The following is a 19,900-nucleotide window of genomic DNA, read 5'->3' as shown; positions in this document are numbered from 1 at the left end:
TTTTGACTTAGAAAATACTGTTAAAAGCGACAAAATGAAAGATTTAAAATACGTTGCGGCCTTGAGCCTGCCCGCTTCCGCCCTGCTTGCTTTCCTTTTGGAGGGCCCTTGGAGCTATGCCACTCCCCTCTATGCTTTTGTGGCCATTCCCATTTTGGAGTTGCTGCTTCCCCATGACACCAGCAATTATGGTCCGGAGGAAAGGGAGGAAAAAAACAACAGAAAACTGTTCGATTGGATGCTCTACGTCAATGTGCCCATCGTGTTCGGACTGCTATGGATGCTCTTGCAGAAAACCCAGAACAGTGTGCTCGAAACATATGAATGGGTGGGCCTGGTACTGAGCATGGGCATTGTCTTGGGCACCAACGGCATCAATGTGGCCCATGAGCTGGGCCACCGAAAGAGCCGTTTGCACAGGAGCTTGGCCAAATTGTTGCTGCTCCCCTCCCACTACATGCACTTTTACATTGAACATAATTTTGGCCACCACGCCCACGCCGCCACCAAAGAGGACCCCGCCACGGCCCGGCTCAACCAAAGTGTGTACTCTTTTTGGTTCACCTCGGTCTTTAGGCAGTACGCCAATGCCTGGCGCATTCAGCGCAAGCTCTTGGCCAATGCCAAAGCGGGATTTTTCAGCATCAAGAACGACATGCTCTGGTACACCCTCTTCCAAGTGAGCTATGTATGCGCCATTGCCTATTTCTTTGGCGCCCTTGGGCTTTCCGTGGCCTTTTTCTCCGGGGTGGTGGGCATTCTCATGTTGGAGAGCGTAAACTACATTGAACATTACGGCCTGCTCCGCAAAAAAACGGCTTCCGGGCGCTATGAGCGGGTGCGGGAGGTGCATTCCTGGAACAGCAACCACGTCATGGGGCGCATTGTACTCTATGAGCTAACACGGCACAGCGACCACCATTACAAGGCCTCCAAGAAGTACCAAATACTGGATTATCATGACATATCGCCCCAAATGCCCTTTGGCTACCCCACTTCCATGGTGCTTTCCTTTGTTCCCCCGCTCTGGTTCTCCATTATGAACAAACGCATCCCGAAAGAAATGAGGCTGTCCCCGGCACCATAGGGCAGCAACCCGCTTGGATGTTCCGCAGGGAAAGGGAAACGGGACAAAACAAGGCACATCAACCTAACTGACACCGCAAAACGAGCAAAATTTATGGAAATGGACGGTATTGAAAAGGCCATACAGGAGGCTATGGCAGCGCAAAACAACCGGAAAGTGCCAGACTTTGAAGGCTACTCTCCCGCCGAGATGCATTATTTGCTCCACGACTCCTTTCACAAAGAGAGTCCGCTCACCCTGAAAAGTGCAAAACCCCAACACTTTATGAAAGTTCCCATTTTCAATTTGGTGGGTCATCTCATGGAACATTTGGAAAACCAGGGAGGGATAAAGCTCACACAAAAAGGACATTTGCCCGTTAGATTGGTGGCCGATCTCTATGCCCAGGGCTTTTATGAGGAGGAAGACATCACGAGCGGCATCACAAAACTGTACAAGGAAGAAGACGCAATGTCCATCACCTTGGCCCGCCTGCTTCCCGAATTGGCCGGATGGACCAAAAAGAGAAAGGGCAGGCTGAGCCTTACAAGCCGGGGAAAACGGGCACTGCATGATGATCGGGAGCGCTTTGAAACCTTGTTCAAGGTTTTTGGCACAGCGTTCAATTGGGCATATTTTGACAGGTATGAGAGCGAGGAGATCGGCCAGTTTGGCCTGGGGTTTTCCTTACTCCTCCTTTGTAAGTACGGCAATGAGAAAAGGAGCACCACCTTTTATGCCGAAAAGTATTTCAAAGCCTTTCCCCAACTGCTGCAAGACCTTCAAGAGCCCTGGTTCACGGACCTTCACTCCCAGGTGGCAAGTTGCTATGCCCTCCGATTGTTCAGCCGTTTCCTGAGCTATTTTGGTGTCATCTCCCTGGAAAAGGAAGGGAAGGGCTTTAACGCCCCACTTTTTGTTAAAAAAACCCCGCTTTTCGACACCTTTTTCCACTTGTCCCCGCACCGTTCCCTTTGAGCTTGGAACGACCAGGCCAAAAACCGCAAAAAAACAGAGGCGGCAAAGGGGCATACGGGTATTTTTCAAGAATGCGGCCCGTGAAGAAATGGGCTTGAGTTCATTGGCACCGCCAAGGGTTTTGATGCTGCGAGGCTTGCCTCGAAATTAAAATTCAGTTTCTTATGAATGCCTCGGGGCAAGGCCATGAGGCAGTTTACTATCTTTGGGCCTCAAAAAAAGGTAGTATGGCCAAAAAAGTTCGCGTTCGTTTTGCGCCCAGTCCCACTGGGCCGCTCCATATAGGTGGTGTGCGCACCGCCCTGTTCAATTATCTATTTGCCAAAAAACACGGAGGCGATTTTGTGCTCCGAATAGAGGACACCGATCAAAACCGCTATGTGGAGGGTGCGGAGGCGTATATCGTGGACGCCCTGGAATGGTGTGGCATGGTCATTGACGAAGGGCCAAACACAAAAGGTTCCGCTGCACTGGGGGGCAGCTACGGCCCCTACCGCCAGAGCGAGCGCAGGGACCTGTACCGCCAGTATGCCCTGGAGCTGGTGGAAAAAGGGCACGCCTACTATGCCTTTGATACCCCGGAGCGTTTGGACCATCACAGGAAAAACCACGAGGAAAAGGGAAAAACCTTTATCTACAATTGGCACAATAGGCTAAAACTGGACAATTCCCTCTCCATGCTGCCCCAGGAAGTGGAAGAGCGCCTGGCCAGTGGAGCAGACCACGTTATTCGGTTTCTGACGCCCCCCGACCAAAAGCTTCAGCTGGAAGACAGCATTCGGGGCAGCATTGAAATAGACACCAATGTCCTGGATGACAAGGTGCTCTTTAAAAGTGACGGCATGCCCACCTACCATTTGGCCAATATCGTGGACGATCACCTTATGGACATTACCCATGTGATTCGGGGCGAGGAATGGTTGCCCTCCCTGGCCCTGCACCACCAATTGTACGCCGCCTTTGGGTGGACACCGCCCACATTTGCCCACCTGCCCTTGATCATGAAGCCCACGGGAAAGGGAAAACTGAGCAAGCGCGATGGTGAAAAAGGGGGCTTTCCCGTGTTTCCGCTTTCCTGGAAAGAGTCCCAAGGTTACCGCGAGGCCGGATATTTCCCCGAGGCTGTGGTAAATTTTTTGGCCCTGTTGGGGTGGAACCCCGGTACGGAACAGGAGCTGTTCTCCATGGAGGAGCTGATCGGTGCCTTTGGCCTGGACCGCGTGCACAAGGGCGGGGCCCGTTTTGACCCGGACAAGACCAAATGGTACAACCACCAATACCTACAGCGGAAAAAGACCGCAGCGCTCTTGCCCGCCTTCCAAGAAGTGCTTTCGGCCCACGGCGTACCGGCGGAAAAGCAGGAGACGGCCTTTCTAACCACAGTGGTGGACTTGATCAAGGAGCGGGCCAATTTTGTCTCGGATTTCTGGGAACTGGGCCATTACTTTTTTGTTTCCCCCGAGGCCTATAACGACAAAGCGGTCAAAAAACAGTGGAAACCGGACACCGCGGAACATTTAAGGAAGGTCTCCGAAGTCTTGCGGGCAACGGAGCCCTTTGCCCCCGAGGCCGCCGAGAGGGCCGTAAAGGAATACATCACCGATAACGGGCTTTCCTTTGGCAAGATCATGGGCCCCCTGCGCCTATGTGTTGTGGGCGACCTAAAAGGCCCCCACCTGTTCCATATCCTCTCCTTGATCGGAAAGGAGGAGAGCGTGGCCCGAATTGGGAAAGCCATGGAAAAACTGGCCTAAACCACGGCACAACAAAAAGGTGCAATCATTATATTTTTGGGTACAACCCTTGATGCATAGGTTGGCTTAGGACTGGAGGACATAAGACATAGCATTTTATATGTGGAGTCCCATGAATTATGGCCACTTACTTTATGGGTGTTTGTATTGGGACCTATTTTTGATCTTATGTTCCACGTCCTGGAGTCGCAAGTCGGGCCAAAACCATTTCCGTCACCACAACATCGGTGGTGGAACCAACAAAAAAAAAGTTCCAACCAAATAAAGTGAAACACGTTTTTAAATACCCTATATTTAGAGGATGAATCACAATTTTTCCCTAGTGGGCATTGCCGTCTTTCTGGCCGCTGCGCCGTTTGGTTTTGCCCAAACAAAAGACCACAAGGATTATGTGCAGTCCATCTCGGGCACGGAGTTGGCCATGGACATGGTGGCCATTCCCGAAGGCACGTACACCATGGGAAGTGCGCCGGCAGAAAAAGGAAGAAAGGCGGACGAGGGGCCACGGCACACCGTCATCGTGGATGCCTTTTGGATGGCAAAGCACGAGGTCACCTGGGAACTCTACAATCTGTTCGTCAATAGGAACACGGATACCGAGCACAGCCCCGACAAAGGAAATGAGGTTGATTTGGAGATCGACGCCATTGCCGGCGCCACAGTGCCCTATGTGGACATGAGCTTGGGAATGGGCACTGGGGCAGGACTGCCCGTGGGCAATGTTACCCAACACGCCGCTTTGGCCTTTTGCAAATGGCTCTCTGCCAAGACCGGACATTTTTATCGGCTGCCCACCGAGGCAGAATGGGAATATGCCGCACGGGCGGGCACCCAGACCGCGTATTCCTTTGGGGATGACCCCGCCCTTTTGGACGACCATGCCTGGCACTACCAAAACAGTGGGGGAAGTTACCAGCCCGTAGGACAAAAAAAACCCAATCCCTGGGGTCTGTACGACATGCACGGGAATGTGGCCGAGTGGACGCTGGACCAATACCGGCCAACCGCCTACAAGGACAGGGGCAAGGATGTGCGCAACCCATGGGAAAGGCCCAAAACGGAATACCCCAAGGTGGTGCGCGGCGGATCTTATGACGATGATCCGGAGTACCTGAGAAGCGCTGCACGAACAGCATCTGCCGAAAAGTGGAAAATGCGCGACCCCCAATTTCCAAAGAGCAAATGGTGGAACACGGATGCCCCCTATGTGGGCTTTAGGGTGGTACGCCAAAAAGAAGTGCCCAGCCCCCAAGAAATGGAAGCGTATTGGAACCAAGATATTTAAACAATGGAAATCATGAAAGGAAGCAAAAAAGTAGCTCGGACACAGGATAAGGCAATGAAATCCTCAAGAAGGGGCTTTTGCAAGAACACGGCCCTTTTGACGGCAGGGATGGTCTTGCCCACCATGGAAATGGGTGCCATGGTGAACGTATTGAACGACAAAAAGCTCAAGATTGCGGTGGTGGGCTGCGGCGGGCGCGGCACCGGGGCGGCCAACCAAGCCTTGAAAGCAGATGACAATGTGGAGCTGGTGGCCATGGCAGACGCCTTTAAAGACCGGTTGGACGGCAGCTATGCCAATTTGGAAAAGGCCTATGCCGGCACCAATAAGGTGAACGTGAAGGACAAACACAAATACGTGGGCTTTGACGGCTATAAAAAGGCCATTGACCAGGCCGATGTGGTGATCTTGGCCACCCCGCCCGGCTTTAGGCCCCATCATTTTGAATACGCCGTGAACAATGGCAAGCACGTGTTCATGGAAAAACCCCTTGCCACCGATGTCCCGGGCATCCGCAAGGTCTTGGAAATGGCCAAGGTGGCCAAGGAAAAGAAACTCAATGTGGTGGTGGGCCTACAGCGGCACTACCAGAACAATTATCTGGCCATAGCAGAGCGCATCAAGGCCGGCGATGCGGGCAAGATCGTTTCCGGGCAGGTGTACTGGAACAGTGCCGGGGTCTGGGTGAGGGAAAGAACCCCAGGCCAGACCGAAATGGAATACCAAATGCGCAATTGGTATTACTTCAATTGGCTGTGCGGGGACCATATTCTGGAACAGCACATCCATAACATAGACGTGGCCAACTGGTTCTTGGGGGAATACCCCGTGTCTGCCCAGGGCATGGGAGGCCGCGAGGTGCGCAACGGCAAGGACCACGGGGAGATTTTTGACCATCATTTTGTGGAGTTCACTTATCCCAGTGGGGCCGTGATCTCCAGCCAATGCAGGCATCAGCCCGGCACCTGGTCCAAGGTGGGAGAGGTGTTCCAGGGCACCAAGGGCCTAGTGGACATGAAGGACGCCGGCCGTGCCAGTATTGTGGATTTTGAGGGAAACACCATATTTGAACATCGCGGAAAGAACGACCCCAACCCTTATCAGGTGGAGCATGACAAGCTTTTTGCGTCCATACGCAACAAAGGGGTGATCAGCGATACCGAAAATGGTGCCAAGAGCACCATGAGCGCCATCTTGGGCCGTATGGCCACTTACACGGGAAAGGTGGTGACCTGGGAGGAAGCAATGAAATCAGAGGAACTGTTGGTGCCCGCCGAAATGGACTGGAACAGCACCCCGCCCACCCTGCCGGACGCCAATGGAAACTACCCTGTTCCCGTACCGGGAAAAGCCTAAAGCGCCCTCTTGGTTCGGCCCCTTTCCTTCGGAAACAGGTTGGGGGCGGCGAATCTCTTTTGCAGCCCACTTAAAGGCAATGCGGCCAGGGCGCCCCAACCCCCATCACCACGGGGCCCAACACTTCCTTGCCTGTGCACGGGGAATGGACCTGCGTACACAATCCTTTTTTTTGGAGCCATTGTCCCAGAGCCAAAGGAATGTAAACCCAGATGATGTGTTGGATTTTTGCAATGACGGAGCAATCCCCAATAAAATCAAGACTTTTCCGATTTTGGGGACTCGCCTGAATCTCTCGGTCGGTCCGGCCCTAATGTGCCATTCGGTACGGGCGGGAAGCCATCACCGTGGTGGCGGGACAAACATTGGCGCAGGGATCGGCTTTGCAGGGATGTGCAAGCGTGGGTGAAACCATCAGGATAATCACCGTGGTTCTGGAGCCACCGCAATGAAGCCATGACATACGCAGACGTCTTGCCATCCTATGGAAAAGGACACGGATGGTTTGGCAAGGCGGGCAAAAGACCATCGCCCAAGCACAAACAACAAACCGTTGTTCCCTGCACAACACAGCTTGCGGCATTGCCCATCCCAAAACTACGGGTCAAAACAAGGATGTTCTAAAGGCCAAAACAAAAGGGAGCTTCAAGGGAACCAAAAAGGGCCCCTTGTGGAGTGGATCACAGATAGGAGTGCGAGGTGCTGGTCTTGTCCTCTTCATCATTGTCGTTGAACTTTTTCAACTGGATCATCCAATAAACGAAGGCAACGCTGCCCACGATCACAAAAAGCCAGTTAAAGCCATTTGCGGCCAACCAACTGTCACGTTCCATAAACCTCAAAAAATCAAAAGGGGCAAAAAGTACATTGACGAACAAATCTTCTATGGCTTCAAATAATGACCTCATCTTATTCCTATATTTACAGTACAAAAGTAGGAAAATTGCAGATGATTTCAAGCATTTTTGGGAAAACAAAGCCCATTAACTTCATAATTCTGGCGGCTTTTTTATTGTCTTTTTATGTTTTTGTACAGTGGGGCGTTCTTGTGCAGGGCACGGGCTCGTGGTCTTTTTTCATTGTAGCCCTCTCCTTGGCCCTCCTTCTTTTTTCGCTCTTTGTGGTAGATTTTATAGTGAAGCGCAACAAGCTCACGGAGAACAACTCCTACGCCATTCTTTTTTTTTGCCTGCTCATTGTGCTGGCCCCGGAAGTGCTTGCCAGCCCCAACAACGTATTCTGCCATCTTTTTTTGCTTTTTGCCCTTAGGCGCATCATAAGCCTCAGGTCCTTGAAGGAAGTGAAGCTCAAGGTGTTCGATGCCACTTTTTGGGTGTTGGTGTCCAGTCTTTTTAATCCATTGTCCTTGGTGTTTTTGCTGTTGGTGCTTGTTTCCATTGCCATCTTTGAGCCCAAGAACATTCGCAATTGGCTCAGTATGCTTCCGGCTTTTGTTTCTTTTTTGCTCATGCTCCTGGCCGCGACCTACTTTTTCGGGAGTCCCGGGTTCGTTGGGGAGCATTATCATTTTGGCCATTTGTTGGAGCTGGAGTTCAACTGGGGCATGGGCAGATTTGTAAAGCTGGGGCTGTTTGTGGCGGTGGCCGTCTTCCTGGTGCTTTTCTCCTTTTTGCGAAACGCACGCACAGGGGTGGGCAAGATCCTTTCGTATAGGTTGCTCACCATGGTGGTCATGTTGGGGCTCTTTATGGTGCTGTTGGCTCCCAGTGAAGGGAACGGTGCGCTGTTGATCACGTTTTTTCCCATCACCGTGTTCGCCACCAATGCCATAGAGGCCATAAAACGCGAAAAAATGCGGGAAGCCGTGTTGGTGGGCTGCGTGCTGGGCTCCTTTCTCACCTTTGTGATCACGGCAATACTTGTTTAATTGGGTATCTTTGTAAAAAACTACCTTTATGTTCAGCGCATTTGCATTTAACATCTTCGAGGAAAGCATTGCCAAATACCACATTGAAGACGATGTTTCCCAACCTTTTGAAAACCCGTACCCGAAAGGGGAGGTGGGCCATTTGCTCTATCGCAAGAACTGGATAGACACCGTGCAGTGGCACTATGAGGACATTATTCGCGATCCCGCCATAGACCCCGTTGCCGCACTGCAGTTAAAACGAAAAATAGACGCCAGCAATCAGGACAGGACGGATTTGGTGGAATACATAGACAGTTATTTTTTACAGAAGCACCGGGACGTGACCGTTCTTGAAGACGCCACCATAAACACGGAGAGCCCGGCCTGGGCCTTGGACCGGCTGTCCATCTTGGCCCTGAAGATCTACCATATGCAGGAAGAGGCGCACCGCAAGGACGCCTCGCAGGAACACCTGGCAAAGTGCCAAGAAAAGTTGGGGGTGCTCCTGGAACAGAAAAAGGACCTTTCCACGGCCATAGATCAACTGCTGGACGATATTGCCGCGGGCCGAAAATACATGAAGGTGTACAAGCAAATGAAGATGTACAACGATGATGAACTGAACCCCGTACTGCGCAAAAAATCCGGGCACTGAGCCCAACCACGTCATTTTGCCGGGCCAAGGCGTGGCTTGGGTCGGGCAATGCGGCGGTTTAGGCGTGGTCAGGGAAGGCGGCAAGACCCCAAAAAAACGGAAATGGAAAAGGAGCACTTGTTGGTCGTACGGCTGTCTGCCATGGGGGACGTGGCCATGACGGTGCCCGTGCTCATCGCCCTGCGCCGCAGCCATCCCAGGGTATCTGTTTCCGTGCTCACCAAGCCGGGGTTTGCACCCATTTTTTCCCAATTGTCCTGGATCACGGTGCATACGGCCAAGGTAAAGGCAGAGCACAAAGGGGTGCTCGGTCTTTGGCGACTTTACAAAAGCCTTGGGCAAACAGATGTCACGGCGGTGGCAGACCTGCACCATGTGCTGCGCAGCCGCATCTTAAAGCTCTTTTTTAAGCTTGGCGGGGTTCCCGTGGCGCAACTGGACAAGGGACGTTCTGAGAAAAAGGCCCTTACCGCGCCAAAAAACAAGGTGTTCCGGCCCCTGCGCTCCACCCACCTGCGCTATGCCGATGTGTTTGCCCGTTTGGGCCTCCCCTTGGAGTTAACGCCCAAAGATGTTTTGCCAAAGGCCCAGCTGCCCCAGAATGTTTTGGAAATGCTTCCCAAAGAACAGCGGAAATGGGTGGGCATAGCGCCCTTTGCCGCTTTCCCGGGCAAATGTTATCCAACGGAATTGATGAAAGAGGTGCTCAAAGAGCAAAGCGGAACAGGTGACCGTATGGTTTTATTGTTTGGGGGCGGGGACAAGGAGGAGGCGCTGTTGGCGGAATGGGAGGCCGAGTTTGACCATTGTTTTTCCATGGCCGGCAAGGTATCCTTTGTCGAAGAGCTCAAGGTGATCTCCAATCTGGACCTGATGCTGGCCATGGACAGTGGCAATGCCCATTTGGCGGCCATGTACGGGGTGCCCACCATTACCCTCTGGGGCGTTACCCACCCCTATGCCGGTTTTGCCCCTTTTGCCCAGCCCCCGCAGAACGCTTTGCTCAGCGATGTGGAGCGGTACCCTATGGTGCCCACCTCGGTGTATGGCAACCGTTGTCCGCCCGGATATGGGCGGGTCATGGAGACCATTCCGCCCGCACTGGTTTTGAAGCGCATGGGAGAATTGCTCTTGCCCTAGGCTCAAAGCACGGTCTCCTTGGAGGCAATTGTTCTAAAATAATGTTTTAACTGCTCCATGAACCGATACTTTCGGGTGCTGGGCCTGGAGGTGCCTGCCATTAGGGTGCGTATGCCAAAATAGGCGCTGATCACGTAGGTGGCCACAGCCTCGGTGTCCACGTGCCGGTCCAGATATCCGCTGGCCTTGCCTTTCTGCAAGCTGGTGATCAAATGAACTTCCCACACATTGAGAACGTCCCTGAGGTGTTCCATGATGTTCTCGTTGCGCCCGTTGAATTCGCACAAGAAACCGCTCAGCATACAGCCTACATCCGCTTGGTCGTTGATGGCCGCGTTCAGGGCACTTTCAAAACAGGTCATGATCTGCATGAGGGGGTTGTCCTGGCCCTGTACCGGAGCTATGAGCTTGGTGTACATGGCGTGGGCCAAATGGGTCTGTACGATCTGAACAAAAAAATCTTCCTTGCTCTTAAAATGGTAATAAAAGGCGCCCTTGCTCATATCCAGCTCTTCCAGCACATCGTCCACGCTGGTGTTATAATAGCCCTTGCTGTGAAAAAGGGCCAGGCCGGTTTGCTGCATGCGTTGGGCGGTGGCCATTCGTTTTAGGTGTCTGTCCATAATGTCAAGATTTGGGTTTTAGACCGTTGGGTCTGTACAAAGAACTGCCAACCCTTTCGTGGGCTTGTGAAAATTGGACGTAGCGCATACATTGATCGGCCAGTGCCAAAAAAAACGATGAACAGCACCACCGGCAAGGAACAAAACAGACTGCCCGGTCGGTTAAGGGGTGCTTTTTTTGGGATGAACACCCCCCTAGCGCACAAGAAAATGTGGGCGAGACATCCCATTGCCACACAAAAAGCGTTGGCAAGGGTCTTTTGGAAACCCTCTGGCAGGGCAAAACAATTCTCGTAAGGCAAAAAAATGTCATTTTGTCAGTTTTGAAAAGGCGAAGCGCTATCCGTGAATCCAGGATTTTGGATCAAGGGGCCCAAGGACTAAACCGTGGGGCTCGTTGTGGGCGGAACGGTGAAGAGGTCATTGCGCAAAAGGGAATTTGGGGAGAAAAACAGCATAACTTCAAAAAAGATGTTAAAACAGGCGGTTGTTTTAGTTAATCTTTAGCATTTTATGGCCATGTTGCGGCATAAAAATTGTCTTACTTTGATTGAATTTAAAATAGAGATAAGATGAGCATACTGGGAGCAACCCTATTGTTTTTAATTGTGTCGGCCATTCTTTTATTTGGAGTGAGCAGTCTCTTGGCCCGGGACAACACCAAGCACACCCCATTGAGAATAAGGGTTTGGCCCTTTGGCAGTGACCAAAGACCTCGGGGCCCCAAACGGACCAACTGATCGGGGGCAACCTCCCCCGTACAATAACTATGGGAAGACCTTAAAGGATGTATAAACCACGCGAACAAAACATAGAACAAACCATGGAAAGAGAGAAACAAACAAACAGCACTTGGAAAATCTATTTGTTCTCCGCCCTCATCGCATTGGGCGTGAGCGCATTGGTCCTGGGCATTGACCGGGCCACCGAAAAGGAAGCCCCCACTACGGTGCAGGTAGAGACGGTTTCGGGAAAAAATGTCCTGTACACCAAGGACGATGACGGAAACATAAAACCCTTGGACTTCACGGACACGGCCAAAGAGGTCTTGGATGCGGTGGTGCACATTAAATCGGTACAGTCCGATCCCCACGCCAATATGGACACCGACCAGATGCCGGACGCGTTCCGGGAGTTTTTTGGCGATATGTTCCGCGGACAGACACCGCAGTCACGTCCCCGGGTGGGTACGGGTTCTGGCGTGATCATCAGCGACAAAGGCTATATTGTTACCAACAACCACGTCATTGACAAGGCCGAGGAGGTAGAGGTGACCCTGTACAACAACGAATCTTACAAGGCCACGGTGATCGGAACGGACCCCACCACGGACTTGGCGCTGTTGCAGATCAAGGCCAAGAACCTAAAGACCATGGCCCTTGTGAACTCAGACAATGTGGAGGTGGGCGAATGGGTGCTGGCCGTGGGCAACCCCATGGGCCTCAACAGCACCGTGACCGCGGGCATTGTCTCTGCCAAGGCCAGGAGCATCAACATTAATCCGGACCGTTTTGCCGTGGAGAGTTTTATACAGACAGATGCGGCCATAAACCCAGGAAACAGTGGCGGGGCGCTGGTGAACCTGGACGGCAACCTGGTGGGCATCAACACCGCCATAGCCTCCAGGACCGGAAGTTATACCGGATATGGTTTTGCCGTACCCAGCAATATTGTGACCAAAGTGGTGGAAGACCTCTTGCAGTACGGAGACGTGCAGCGCGGCATGCTGGGCGTTACCATCAGGACCATGGACGGTGCCTTGGCAAAACAAAAAGATGTGGATTTCGTGAAAGGCGTATGGGTAGAGCAAGTGGGAGAGGATAGTGCCGCGGACAAGGCGGGCATGGAGTCCGGTGACATTATCTTGGAAGTGGACGGCAAAAAGACCAATACCTCCCCGCTCTTGCAGGAAATGATCGCCAGAAAACGTCCCGGGGACGAGGTAGAACTGCTGGTGAACAGGGACGGCAAGGAGCGCACCATTACGGTGGTGCTACAAAACGCTCAGGGCAGCACGGCCATTTCACGGGTGGAGAAAAAAGAGATCCTGAACCTGCTCGGCGCCGATTTTGAGACGGTGGACAAGGAGCTGGCAGAAAAGCTGGACATTGACGGAGGTGTGCGGGTAAACAAGTTGTATCCGGGCAAGATCAGGCAAGAGACCCAAATGAGGGAAGGCTTCATCATTACCCATATAGACGGCAAACGCGTTAGGGAAATTGAAGATGTGGCCGCTGCCCTGGAGAACAAAAAGGGAGGCGTCATGCTGGAGGGCATGTACGAGGACGGCAAGAAATATTATTACGCCTTCGGACTGGATTCTTAAATTGGGGTTGCCTACATTTACAGAAATGGAGGTAGATCAAAGTATGGGAGCCAAGGGAATGTGGATTGGCAGTGATGCCTGCCCACACCCCTTGGCTCTTTGTTTTTTTCCAAAGTTACGAGCGCTATGAGACATAAGGCGAGCCTTAGGGAGCTGCAACAGTGCAAATTGGGCTTGGTGCTGTCCGGTGGCGGTGTCCGGGGCATGGCCCACATTGGTGTCATAAAGGCCATGGAAGAGTTTGGGCTGGAGGCCCAGGTGGTGGCGGGCAGCAGTGCCGGGGCCTTGGTGGGCGCCCTATACGCCAAAGGGCACTCCGTGGACCATATGCTCCGATTTTTTAGGGAAACACCCTTGTTCAAATACACCTATTTTGCCCTGGGGAAACCAGGGCTCATCAACACGGAACGTTTTAGTGCAGACTTTGGCGCGCACTTTCCCGAGAACGATTTCAAAGCACTGCAACGGGAGCTCTTTGTGGTGGCCACCAACTTGGAGCAGGGCAGGGAAGAGGTCATTGACCACGGGGAGCTTATTTTGCCCCTGCTCGCCTCCGCCGCCCTTCCGCCCGTTTTCAGCCCGGTGAATTACCGGGGAAACCTCTACGCCGATGGCGGCATCATGAACAATTTTCCTTTGGAGCCGGTAGTGGACAAAGTGGATTGTGTGCTGGGCAGCAACGTGTCCATCGTGGTCCCCGCGGAAAAGAAGCACTTGGCCAACTCCCTGCAGCTTACCGGCCGTACCACCAACCTGATGATCTACGCCATAAACAAGGCCAAACTAAAGGAGTGCCACGTCCTCATTGAGCCCAAGGCCCTGGCCCATATCGGGATACTGGATCGGAAGGGCATTGAAAAAGCCTACGCCATTGGCTACGAGGCCGCGGTGCAGGAGTTTAACAAACTAAGGTAAGGCAAGGAAAGACACGCTGCTCGGGCGGGCCAACGGGAAGCTTAAATTCAGCCTACCGGGCCAACCCCACGGGCTTTTGCGAACTGTTTTATCTTCTGCAAAAGGTAGGGAACCCGCCCACGGCCCGGTTAAACATCATCGTAATCGATCTTCAGGGTAGGGCTTTTGGCGTGGGCCTGGCAAGTGAGGATCAGCCCCTCCTCAATCTCTCCGTCGGTTAAGATCTGGTTTTTTACCATCTCGGCACTTCCCTCCGTCACGCGGGCAATGCAACTGCTGCAAACGCCCCCTTGGCAGGAGTAGGGGGCATCTATGTTCTCCTTGAGCACGGCGTCCAGCACCAACATTTTTTGATCCATGGTAAACGAGAACTCCTCATCGTCCACCACCACCTGTATCTGGGTCTTACCGTCCAGAACGGCCCCGGCTTCCGGTGTTGGCGCGGCAGCGGTGAACAGTTCAAAATGGATTCGGTCTTCCGCGATCCCATTTTCTTTCAGGGTGTCGCTCACGGTATTGATCATGGTCTCAGGACCACAGAGGTAAAACGCATCAAAATCCAGGTGCTTGTAGCGGTTCTTGGTCACCAAGTTCACCGTGGAACGTTCTATGCGCCCAAAAAGGCAATCGGGCTCATTGGCACGGCTGTACAGCCATTGTACAAAGAACCGTTGCGGATATTGGCTTTGCAGGGCCAACAACTCGTCCCGGTACATGGTTTCGGCCGGGTTTTGGTTGCCGTAAACCAGCACAAAGGTACTGTTGTCATCATCTTCCAGCACGGTATGTGCAATGCTCATGATGGGGGTAATGCCACTTCCGGCGGCAAAGGCGCCCACGGTTTTGGCCCCAGCTCCCTTTTCAAAGGTAAAGCGGCCTTCCGGGGGCATGACGTCCAGGGTGTCGCCTGGTTTCAGCACGTCATTGGCGTAGGCCGAAAAAAGACCGTCTTCCACTTTTTTGATGCCCACGGTGAGCTTGCCCGAGGCGGGTGCCGAGGAAATGGAATAGGCCCGGCGCACCTCCATGCCCTTGATGGTGGCCTTGAGGGTAATGTACTGCCCCGCGACGTAGGCAAAAGTATCCTTGAGGGTTTCTGGCAGGTCAAAACTAATCGCCACCGACTTTGGGGTGAGTCGGTCTATGGAAGCAATGGTCAAGGCGTGGAAATCGGACATAGGTGAAATTTTTGTGCAAAACTAAGGATTGCGGGGTTTATGGAGCGCTTCCTTGACAAATTTTTATACCTAGAGCTCTTATGCATAAGAATTTTATGTATATTTGAAGGTCGATGGTTGGTTCATGGAACCCTTTTGGACCCTATTCAAGGACAAGGCACGGCACCGAATTCCACGGGAAATTGAGTTTGTTTTTGGGATATGGAAGGTCGATGCCCATAGCTTTGTTCAACGCCCCTTGGCCACCTGGGCGTCCTACAAAAGAGGAACACAAGGGCAAGGAGATTTTTGTCCTGAACGGGATATTCATTGGCACCGCCAAAGGGTTTGATGCTCCGAGGCTTGCCTCGAAACTAAGATTCAGTTTCTTATGAATGCCTCGTGGGCTTGCCCCGAGGTAGTTTACTTTAACTTGAATTGAAACTTGGGCAGCGTGCCCGGGCATCATTCCAGAAAACAAAAAAAGACAGATGGCCAATTCAAAACTGTACAAGGGCAGCCTGGGCACCATCATCCTAAAATTGTTGGAACAAGAGGGAAAGATGTACGGCTATGAGATCACCCAAAAAGTGAAGGCGCTTACCAAGGGCGAGCTAAAGATCACCGAGGGCGCCCTATACCCTGCCCTGCACAAACTGGAGGCCGAGGGCCTGTTGGACGTGGAAGTGGCCAGGGTGGACAACAGGCTCCGAAAGTACTACAAGCTCACGGAGCAGGGACAGAGGGAAACCGTGGACCGCTTGGCCCAACTGGAAGACTTTATCCGGAGCATGCAGCAATTGGTAAACCCCAAATGGAGCATTGACTAAGACCTGCCCTATGAAATTGGATAAAGCACAACTGCAACAAATACAAAGGTTCCTGGACCGAATGGAACTGCATCAAGAAGATTTAAAAAATGAGGTGCTGGACCACATGGCACTCAGTATTGAAGGCCATTTGGACCGGGGAACCCCTTTTAATGAGGCCTTTGCCCTGGTGCGCAACACCTGGCAGGGAGAATTGAAACTGCACCAAAGCTTTTGGTTGGGACTGCTGTGGACAGGACCAAAAATCTTGATGGACAAGTGTGCACAACTCACCAAGAGGGCCTACTTAAGATCGGCCATCTGGGCCCTTTTGCCCATGGGGGTTATATATGTGTTTGGAAAAGGACTGCCCATGGCTCTTTGGGAAGCCGCCAACACGGCCGTGGGCGGTATGTATCTTCTCTTTTTTTCTTGGCTTCTCTACGCCAATGTGAGGATAAGGGCCACCAAAAGGAAGAGCAGTTATCGCTTCTTGTTCAAGGTGCACGCCATTGCGTTCGGGTTTTTATTGGTCCTTTACAATCCCTTGTTCTCGGATATCTTTGGCCTTGTCCAAGATGGGGCAATGAGCATGCCCGCATTGGCAGTGCATGCCTTTACCTTGGCCTTTTGTTATTCCCTGGTGCGGTTTTACCAGCTGCACATGCAAATTAAATGGAAGCCGGTATGAGCACCATGAACAAAGACCATATACGTTTTATCCATACTTATTTGGAGAAGTCAGGGGTGCGCTTCATTGATGTTCGCATGGAGATGGTGGATCATGTGGCCACAGCGGTCCAGGAAGGGATGCAGGTGCAAGCGCTACCTTTTTACGACGCTTTTAAGTGGTATATGGTGGCGCACAAAAAAGAACTGTTACAGGGATACGAGCGGTTAAGGAAGGATATGCAGAGACAGTCGCTTTATGCTTTGGGAGTTAGGATGACAAGGCCCCTTTTTTTGCTTTTGTTTGTTTTGGCCGTTTTGGTTATCGGGCTTTTTGAGAAGCTAACCCAGGCAGGGTTTCCGTTTCTTCATTTTATAATGGGCCTATCGTTGACCATTGGTGTTGTATATTTTGTGGGTCTTTTTCCCAAACCCAGCAAGTATCGTTTTTCTAGTTTGGAAACTTTGATCACAGGGGTGTTGTTGCCCCTTAACCTTTGTTTTACGTTCATCAGGTTATTCTGGGGCGATTACATTTTTGGAACGCCATCATCTATTGGAACCATACTCTTCACGGCGTTGTTTTTTACCGCTACCATCGCTTTTCTTTTCCTGTTCTTTGAAAAAAGGGCGGCTGTGCGGCGAACCTTGGGCCTATGAAATGCGCTGTGACCAACCTTGAGGCCCGCCAAGAAGTTTATTGGCGAAACCGAAGGTGCATAAACACCATGGAGAAAACAATTGATACGGGGACGTGAACAACGACACCCGCCGGAACCAAATAGGGCAGGTCCTACCCATAAGAACCCATAGAAACAACAGATGAAACTTACGGAAGAACATATCCACGAACTTTACCGCTTTACCCGGGCGCATTATGTGGAGCATTATGACCTGCAAACGGAGCTGGTAGATCATTTGGCAAACGGCATCTGTGCCCAATGGGAAGAAAACCCGGAACGTTCCTTTGAAGCGGCGCGGGACATCGAGTTCAAAAAATTTGGGGTCTTTGGGTTTATGGATATCGTTGACCAGCGGAAGCGGGCCCTGCAAAAACGGTATCTTAAAATTGTCTGGGGGTTTTTTAGGGAGTGGTTCAGCCTGCCAAAGGTCATGGCCACCTTGGCGGCCATCCTTGTCATTTTTACTGTCTTGAACGCCTTGCCCCCCATGGTGCCCAAAAATGAGGGCCTCACCGTTCTGTTTATGGGTCTTGCCCTTTTCTATTTGTTCAGGGTTTTTCAGTTGCAGCGAAGGAACAACCAAGGGCAATGGCGAAAATGGTTGCTCAAAGACATTATTCATCAACAAGGGCTGCTACTACAGACCATTTTGGTAATGGGCAATATATTCAATTTTGGCACCAATTTGGAATGGCCGCACACCATTTTGGGCCTGGGATTTCTCTCGTTGCTTGTCGTGACCTTTCTGTTGCTCACTTATATCTGTGGTTACGTCATTCCCGCCAAGACCGAACATTTTCTCCGGGAAACCTATCCGGAGTATCAAACAGCGGCATAGTTTGGCCTCTGCACCCAGGCACCATATGGGCTTTTTTTGCCCTAGTGTTGCACAAAAGGGGAGTACAAAGCAATAATGTACCTTCCTTTACCGTCCTGGACCTTCAAATAGGGTAAACTGGTGTCCTTTTGGTGTTTTCACCACAGGCGTTCTTCGGAAGATGTTTGCGGCAAACGGCACCGCCGTACGTTGCCCTCCATCCACAAAAAAACCCTCCTAAAGGGGAGGGTTGTTGAGGCATCGAGCGGATTCGAACCGCTGTACAAGCTTTTGCAGAGCTGTGCCTAGCCACTCGGCCACGATGCCATTGCATTAAGGGTGTAAAATTAGCACCTTATTCCATCCTATCAAAATAATACCATCATCTTTTGGCTTTGAGTACAATGGTCACTTTTTCAACATCCCCGTTTATGGGCGGGTTTACCTTGGAAACGAGCAGTTGGGCTTTCTTTACCGTGGGCAGCTCCCCCAAGATGCGATCCAATATTCTTTTGGCCACGTGCTCCAGCAATTTGGCGGGGATGGCCATTTCTTCCTTCACTATGGCGTTGAGGTGCACATAGTCCACCGTATCTTTCAGTCGATCGCTTTTGGCCGCTTTTTTCAGCGGGGCCCAAACGGTCACGGAGACCAAATAATCACTGCCAATGACGGTCTCTTCCGGCAGGCAGCCGTGGTGGGCATAAACCCTAATGTTTTCAACGAGCACTTTTCCCATATCAACCCAAATTGCACATTACGCTGCAAACATAGAAAATGCAATGGAAACCCGAGGGTGTTTGTATCCAAAATAAGGTTGAGCCAAGGCGTTTGCCCCGATCAATAGGTACACCTACAGTTACTGATGCCCTGGAAGAGGTCTACCCCAAGGGTAACCACATGGGTACCGGCGCTGTACCCCAAAATTTCATTGAGGATCACCTGGTAGGAATATCCGAAGTAAAAATTATTCTTTTTGAGGCCCACTATGGGCGCAATGTAGAGGGGATCGCCCACTTGATCGTTCAAAAACCGGTAGGTGACCCCTGCGTAGTAATAGTCCTCAAAATCATACCAGCGGAATTTAACGTTCAAATCCGTCACGGACCTGCCATCACTTTCAAACAACTGGAAGAACACGGAGGGCTCTATTTCCAAATTGCTGTTTTTGTCCTTGCTGTAGCGGTACCCTGTGTACAGATAATAGTTTCTCAGGGTATTGGGCTCAAAGACCGGATTAAAACGTTCCAGGTTTTTTGGGAGCAGGTTGGAGGCATTGGCACTCAGGTAAAACTTGTCGTAACGATATAGAAAGCCAACATCAAAGTTATGGTTGGTGGTGGCCCGGTCATCGGTAACACTGGGATCCAGCGCATCAAAGTTTTCAATGTCTATGCGAAACTGGTTAAAGTTGTAGGAGATGCCAAAGGAAAGGAACTCATCCTCATAGCGATCCAGGGTAAGGTGGTGGGCAAAGGACATTCTTGCCCCGCGCTGGCGGGTCTGTCCGTTGCTGTCATTGTACAGGAGCACGCCCAAGCCCGACTTTTCCCCGACCCGCATGTCCGCGGCAAGGGACTGGGTGTCCGGAGCGTCCTTGATGCCCACCCATTGGGTAAGGCCGTTGACCCGTATTTTCACATGATCGCCTATGCCCGCATAGGTCGGTGCCATGACAAAGGGGTTGTCTGCCAAGTACTGTGACAATTGCGGTATGGTAAGCTCTTGTGCTTTGAGGGAAAGGACAAAGCTTAAAAAGGCCATTACCAGAATTCTATTGCGCATAATCTCTAGCGA

At 51.7% G+C, this 19,900-nt stretch carries 21 protein-coding genes and 1 tRNA gene; 16 read left to right on the top strand and 6 right to left on the bottom strand.

Annotated elements, in window-relative coordinates:
- Nucleotides 1-34 precede the first annotated feature (34 nt).
- The 5 genes from ACKWCC_RS02050 (at nt 35) to ACKWCC_RS02030 (ending at nt 6,439) form a co-directional block, all read left to right on the top strand.
- Nucleotides 35-1,087 carry an alkane 1-monooxygenase gene (locus tag ACKWCC_RS02050; protein WP_413994231.1) on the top strand — a complete coding sequence of 351 codons (1,053 nt, stop codon included), beginning with the start codon at nt 35-37 and terminating at the stop codon, nt 1,085-1,087.
- A gap of 99 nt (nt 1,088-1,186) precedes the next feature.
- Nucleotides 1,187-2,044 (top strand): hypothetical protein, encoded by an 858-nt coding sequence (locus tag ACKWCC_RS02045; protein WP_413994230.1) that lies wholly within the window; start codon nt 1,187-1,189, stop codon nt 2,042-2,044.
- Between the two features lie 227 nt (nt 2,045-2,271).
- A complete protein-coding gene (gene gltX, locus ACKWCC_RS02040; RefSeq protein WP_413994229.1) occupies nt 2,272-3,798 on the top strand; it encodes a glutamate--tRNA ligase in 1,527 nt (508 codons plus the stop codon).
- A 301-nt stretch (nt 3,799-4,099) separates the two neighbouring features.
- Nucleotides 4,100-5,083: a formylglycine-generating enzyme family protein gene (locus ACKWCC_RS02035; protein ID WP_413994228.1), complete on the top strand. Its 984-nt coding sequence runs from the start codon at nt 4,100-4,102 to the stop codon at nt 5,081-5,083.
- A gap of 12 nt (nt 5,084-5,095) precedes the next feature.
- Entirely contained in the window at nt 5,096-6,439 is a 1,344-nt protein-coding gene (locus ACKWCC_RS02030; RefSeq protein WP_413994227.1) for a Gfo/Idh/MocA family protein, read from the top strand.
- Nucleotides 6,440-7,119: 680 nt separating this feature from the next.
- Here ACKWCC_RS02030 and ACKWCC_RS02025 read toward each other — a convergent pair.
- On the bottom strand, nt 7,120-7,347 hold the full coding sequence (locus ACKWCC_RS02025; protein WP_413994226.1) for a DUF6341 family protein: 228 nt from the start codon (nt 7,345-7,347) through the stop codon (nt 7,120-7,122).
- Between the two features lie 41 nt (nt 7,348-7,388).
- Here ACKWCC_RS02025 and ACKWCC_RS02020 point away from each other — a divergent pair, with 41 nt between their 5' ends.
- The 3 genes from ACKWCC_RS02020 to ACKWCC_RS02010 all read left to right on the top strand — a co-directional run bounded on the left by ACKWCC_RS02020 (nt 7,389) and on the right by ACKWCC_RS02010 (nt 10,104).
- Nucleotides 7,389-8,327 (top strand): DUF6427 family protein, encoded by a 939-nt coding sequence (locus ACKWCC_RS02020; RefSeq protein WP_413994225.1) that lies wholly within the window; start codon nt 7,389-7,391, stop codon nt 8,325-8,327.
- Between the two features lie 28 nt (nt 8,328-8,355).
- Nucleotides 8,356-8,964: a DUF4254 domain-containing protein gene (locus ACKWCC_RS02015; protein WP_413994224.1), complete on the top strand. Its 609-nt coding sequence runs from the start codon at nt 8,356-8,358 to the stop codon at nt 8,962-8,964.
- A gap of 102 nt (nt 8,965-9,066) precedes the next feature.
- On the top strand, nt 9,067-10,104 hold the full coding sequence (locus tag ACKWCC_RS02010) for a glycosyltransferase family 9 protein (RefSeq protein WP_413994223.1): 1,038 nt from the start codon (nt 9,067-9,069) through the stop codon (nt 10,102-10,104).
- Nucleotides 10,105-10,106: 2 nt separating this feature from the next.
- Here the strand turns inward: ACKWCC_RS02010 and ACKWCC_RS02005 are convergent, their stop codons facing one another.
- The gene (locus ACKWCC_RS02005) at nt 10,107-10,727 is read right to left on the bottom strand and encodes a TetR/AcrR family transcriptional regulator (RefSeq protein WP_413994222.1); all 621 of its coding nucleotides are present in this window, start codon (nt 10,725-10,727) and stop codon (nt 10,107-10,109) included.
- 117 nt (nt 10,728-10,844) lie between these two features.
- Between ACKWCC_RS02005 and ACKWCC_RS02000 the strand changes: the two genes are divergently transcribed.
- From ACKWCC_RS02000 to ACKWCC_RS01985, 4 genes are all read left to right on the top strand, one after another.
- Nucleotides 10,845-11,024: a hypothetical protein gene (locus ACKWCC_RS02000; RefSeq protein WP_413994221.1), complete on the top strand. Its 180-nt coding sequence runs from the start codon at nt 10,845-10,847 to the stop codon at nt 11,022-11,024.
- 275 nt (nt 11,025-11,299) lie between these two features.
- A complete protein-coding gene (locus ACKWCC_RS01995) occupies nt 11,300-11,467 on the top strand; it encodes a hypothetical protein (RefSeq protein WP_413994220.1) in 168 nt (55 codons plus the stop codon).
- Nucleotides 11,468-11,550: 83 nt separating this feature from the next.
- Entirely contained in the window at nt 11,551-13,053 is a 1,503-nt protein-coding gene (locus tag ACKWCC_RS01990) for a Do family serine endopeptidase (protein ID WP_413994219.1), read from the top strand.
- Between the two features lie 126 nt (nt 13,054-13,179).
- Nucleotides 13,180-13,968, top strand: coding sequence for a patatin-like phospholipase family protein (locus ACKWCC_RS01985; RefSeq protein ID WP_413994218.1), 789 nt, complete (start codon nt 13,180-13,182; stop codon nt 13,966-13,968).
- 128 nt (nt 13,969-14,096) lie between these two features.
- Here ACKWCC_RS01985 and ACKWCC_RS01980 read toward each other — a convergent pair whose 3' ends face one another.
- Nucleotides 14,097-15,146: an FAD-binding oxidoreductase gene (locus ACKWCC_RS01980; RefSeq protein ID WP_413994217.1), complete on the bottom strand. Its 1,050-nt coding sequence runs from the start codon at nt 15,144-15,146 to the stop codon at nt 14,097-14,099.
- Between the two features lie 470 nt (nt 15,147-15,616).
- Between ACKWCC_RS01980 and ACKWCC_RS01975 the strand changes: the two genes are divergently transcribed.
- From ACKWCC_RS01975 to ACKWCC_RS01960, 4 genes are all read left to right on the top strand, one after another.
- Nucleotides 15,617-15,955 carry a PadR family transcriptional regulator gene (locus ACKWCC_RS01975; protein ID WP_413994216.1) on the top strand — a complete coding sequence of 113 codons (339 nt, stop codon included), beginning with the start codon at nt 15,617-15,619 and terminating at the stop codon, nt 15,953-15,955.
- Between the two features lie 10 nt (nt 15,956-15,965).
- Nucleotides 15,966-16,625, top strand: coding sequence for a hypothetical protein (locus ACKWCC_RS01970; protein WP_413994215.1), 660 nt, complete (start codon nt 15,966-15,968; stop codon nt 16,623-16,625).
- Nucleotides 16,622-17,263 carry a hypothetical protein gene (locus tag ACKWCC_RS01965; protein WP_413994214.1) on the top strand — a complete coding sequence of 214 codons (642 nt, stop codon included), beginning with the start codon at nt 16,622-16,624 and terminating at the stop codon, nt 17,261-17,263. Before ACKWCC_RS01970 ends, ACKWCC_RS01965 begins: the two co-directional genes overlap by 4 nt.
- Before the next feature lie 162 nt (nt 17,264-17,425).
- Nucleotides 17,426-18,124, top strand: a complete 699-nt coding sequence (locus ACKWCC_RS01960) for a hypothetical protein (protein ID WP_413994213.1) — start codon at nt 17,426-17,428, stop codon at nt 18,122-18,124.
- A 235-nt stretch (nt 18,125-18,359) separates the two neighbouring features.
- Here ACKWCC_RS01960 and ACKWCC_RS01955 read toward each other — a convergent pair.
- The 3 genes from ACKWCC_RS01955 to ACKWCC_RS01945 form a co-directional block, all read right to left on the bottom strand.
- Nucleotides 18,360-18,430, bottom strand: a tRNA-Cys gene (locus ACKWCC_RS01955).
- Between the two features lie 55 nt (nt 18,431-18,485).
- Nucleotides 18,486-18,842 (bottom strand): dihydroneopterin aldolase, encoded by a 357-nt coding sequence (folB, locus tag ACKWCC_RS01950; RefSeq protein ID WP_413994212.1) that lies wholly within the window; start codon nt 18,840-18,842, stop codon nt 18,486-18,488.
- A 101-nt stretch (nt 18,843-18,943) separates the two neighbouring features.
- Nucleotides 18,944-19,888, bottom strand: coding sequence for a PorP/SprF family type IX secretion system membrane protein (locus ACKWCC_RS01945; protein WP_413994211.1), 945 nt, complete (start codon nt 19,886-19,888; stop codon nt 18,944-18,946).
- Between the last annotated feature and the right edge of the window lie 12 nt (nt 19,889-19,900).

The sequence above is a fragment of the Maribacter aquimarinus genome, from assembly GCF_047345505.1.
GTDB lineage: Bacteria > Bacteroidota > Bacteroidia > Flavobacteriales > Flavobacteriaceae > Maribacter.
The sequence above is the reverse complement of the archived record's forward strand: the minus strand, read 5'-3'. Positions and strand labels throughout refer to the sequence as shown.

Excerpts from the sequence above, each read along its gene's own strand:
- ACKWCC_RS02050 (WP_413994231.1), top strand. The coding sequence starts at position 35 with ATGAAAGATTTAAAATACGTTGCGGCCTTGAGCCTGCCCGCTTCCGCC.
- ACKWCC_RS02045 (WP_413994230.1), top strand. The coding sequence starts at position 1,187 with ATGGACGGTATTGAAAAGGCCATACAGGAGGCTATGGCAGCGCAAAAC.
- gltX (WP_413994229.1), top strand. The coding sequence starts at position 2,272 with ATGGCCAAAAAAGTTCGCGTTCGTTTTGCGCCCAGTCCCACTGGGCCG.
- ACKWCC_RS02035 (WP_413994228.1), top strand. The coding sequence starts at position 4,100 with ATGAATCACAATTTTTCCCTAGTGGGCATTGCCGTCTTTCTGGCCGCT.
- ACKWCC_RS02030 (WP_413994227.1), top strand. The coding sequence starts at position 5,096 with ATGAAAGGAAGCAAAAAAGTAGCTCGGACACAGGATAAGGCAATGAAA.
- ACKWCC_RS02025 (WP_413994226.1), bottom strand. The coding sequence starts at position 7,347 with ATGAGGTCATTATTTGAAGCCATAGAAGATTTGTTCGTCAATGTACTT.
- ACKWCC_RS02020 (WP_413994225.1), top strand. The coding sequence starts at position 7,389 with ATGATTTCAAGCATTTTTGGGAAAACAAAGCCCATTAACTTCATAATT.
- ACKWCC_RS02015 (WP_413994224.1), top strand. The coding sequence starts at position 8,356 with ATGTTCAGCGCATTTGCATTTAACATCTTCGAGGAAAGCATTGCCAAA.
- ACKWCC_RS02010 (WP_413994223.1), top strand. The coding sequence starts at position 9,067 with ATGGAAAAGGAGCACTTGTTGGTCGTACGGCTGTCTGCCATGGGGGAC.
- ACKWCC_RS02005 (WP_413994222.1), bottom strand. The coding sequence starts at position 10,727 with ATGGACAGACACCTAAAACGAATGGCCACCGCCCAACGCATGCAGCAA.
- ACKWCC_RS02000 (WP_413994221.1), top strand. The coding sequence starts at position 10,845 with ATGAACAGCACCACCGGCAAGGAACAAAACAGACTGCCCGGTCGGTTA.
- ACKWCC_RS01995 (WP_413994220.1), top strand. The coding sequence starts at position 11,300 with ATGAGCATACTGGGAGCAACCCTATTGTTTTTAATTGTGTCGGCCATT.
- ACKWCC_RS01990 (WP_413994219.1), top strand. The coding sequence starts at position 11,551 with ATGGAAAGAGAGAAACAAACAAACAGCACTTGGAAAATCTATTTGTTC.
- ACKWCC_RS01985 (WP_413994218.1), top strand. The coding sequence starts at position 13,180 with ATGAGACATAAGGCGAGCCTTAGGGAGCTGCAACAGTGCAAATTGGGC.
- ACKWCC_RS01980 (WP_413994217.1), bottom strand. The coding sequence starts at position 15,146 with ATGTCCGATTTCCACGCCTTGACCATTGCTTCCATAGACCGACTCACC.
- ACKWCC_RS01975 (WP_413994216.1), top strand. The coding sequence starts at position 15,617 with ATGGCCAATTCAAAACTGTACAAGGGCAGCCTGGGCACCATCATCCTA.
- ACKWCC_RS01970 (WP_413994215.1), top strand. The coding sequence starts at position 15,966 with ATGAAATTGGATAAAGCACAACTGCAACAAATACAAAGGTTCCTGGAC.
- ACKWCC_RS01965 (WP_413994214.1), top strand. The coding sequence starts at position 16,622 with ATGAGCACCATGAACAAAGACCATATACGTTTTATCCATACTTATTTG.
- ACKWCC_RS01960 (WP_413994213.1), top strand. The coding sequence starts at position 17,426 with ATGAAACTTACGGAAGAACATATCCACGAACTTTACCGCTTTACCCGG.
- folB (WP_413994212.1), bottom strand. The coding sequence starts at position 18,842 with ATGGGAAAAGTGCTCGTTGAAAACATTAGGGTTTATGCCCACCACGGC.
- ACKWCC_RS01945 (WP_413994211.1), bottom strand. The coding sequence starts at position 19,888 with ATGCGCAATAGAATTCTGGTAATGGCCTTTTTAAGCTTTGTCCTTTCC.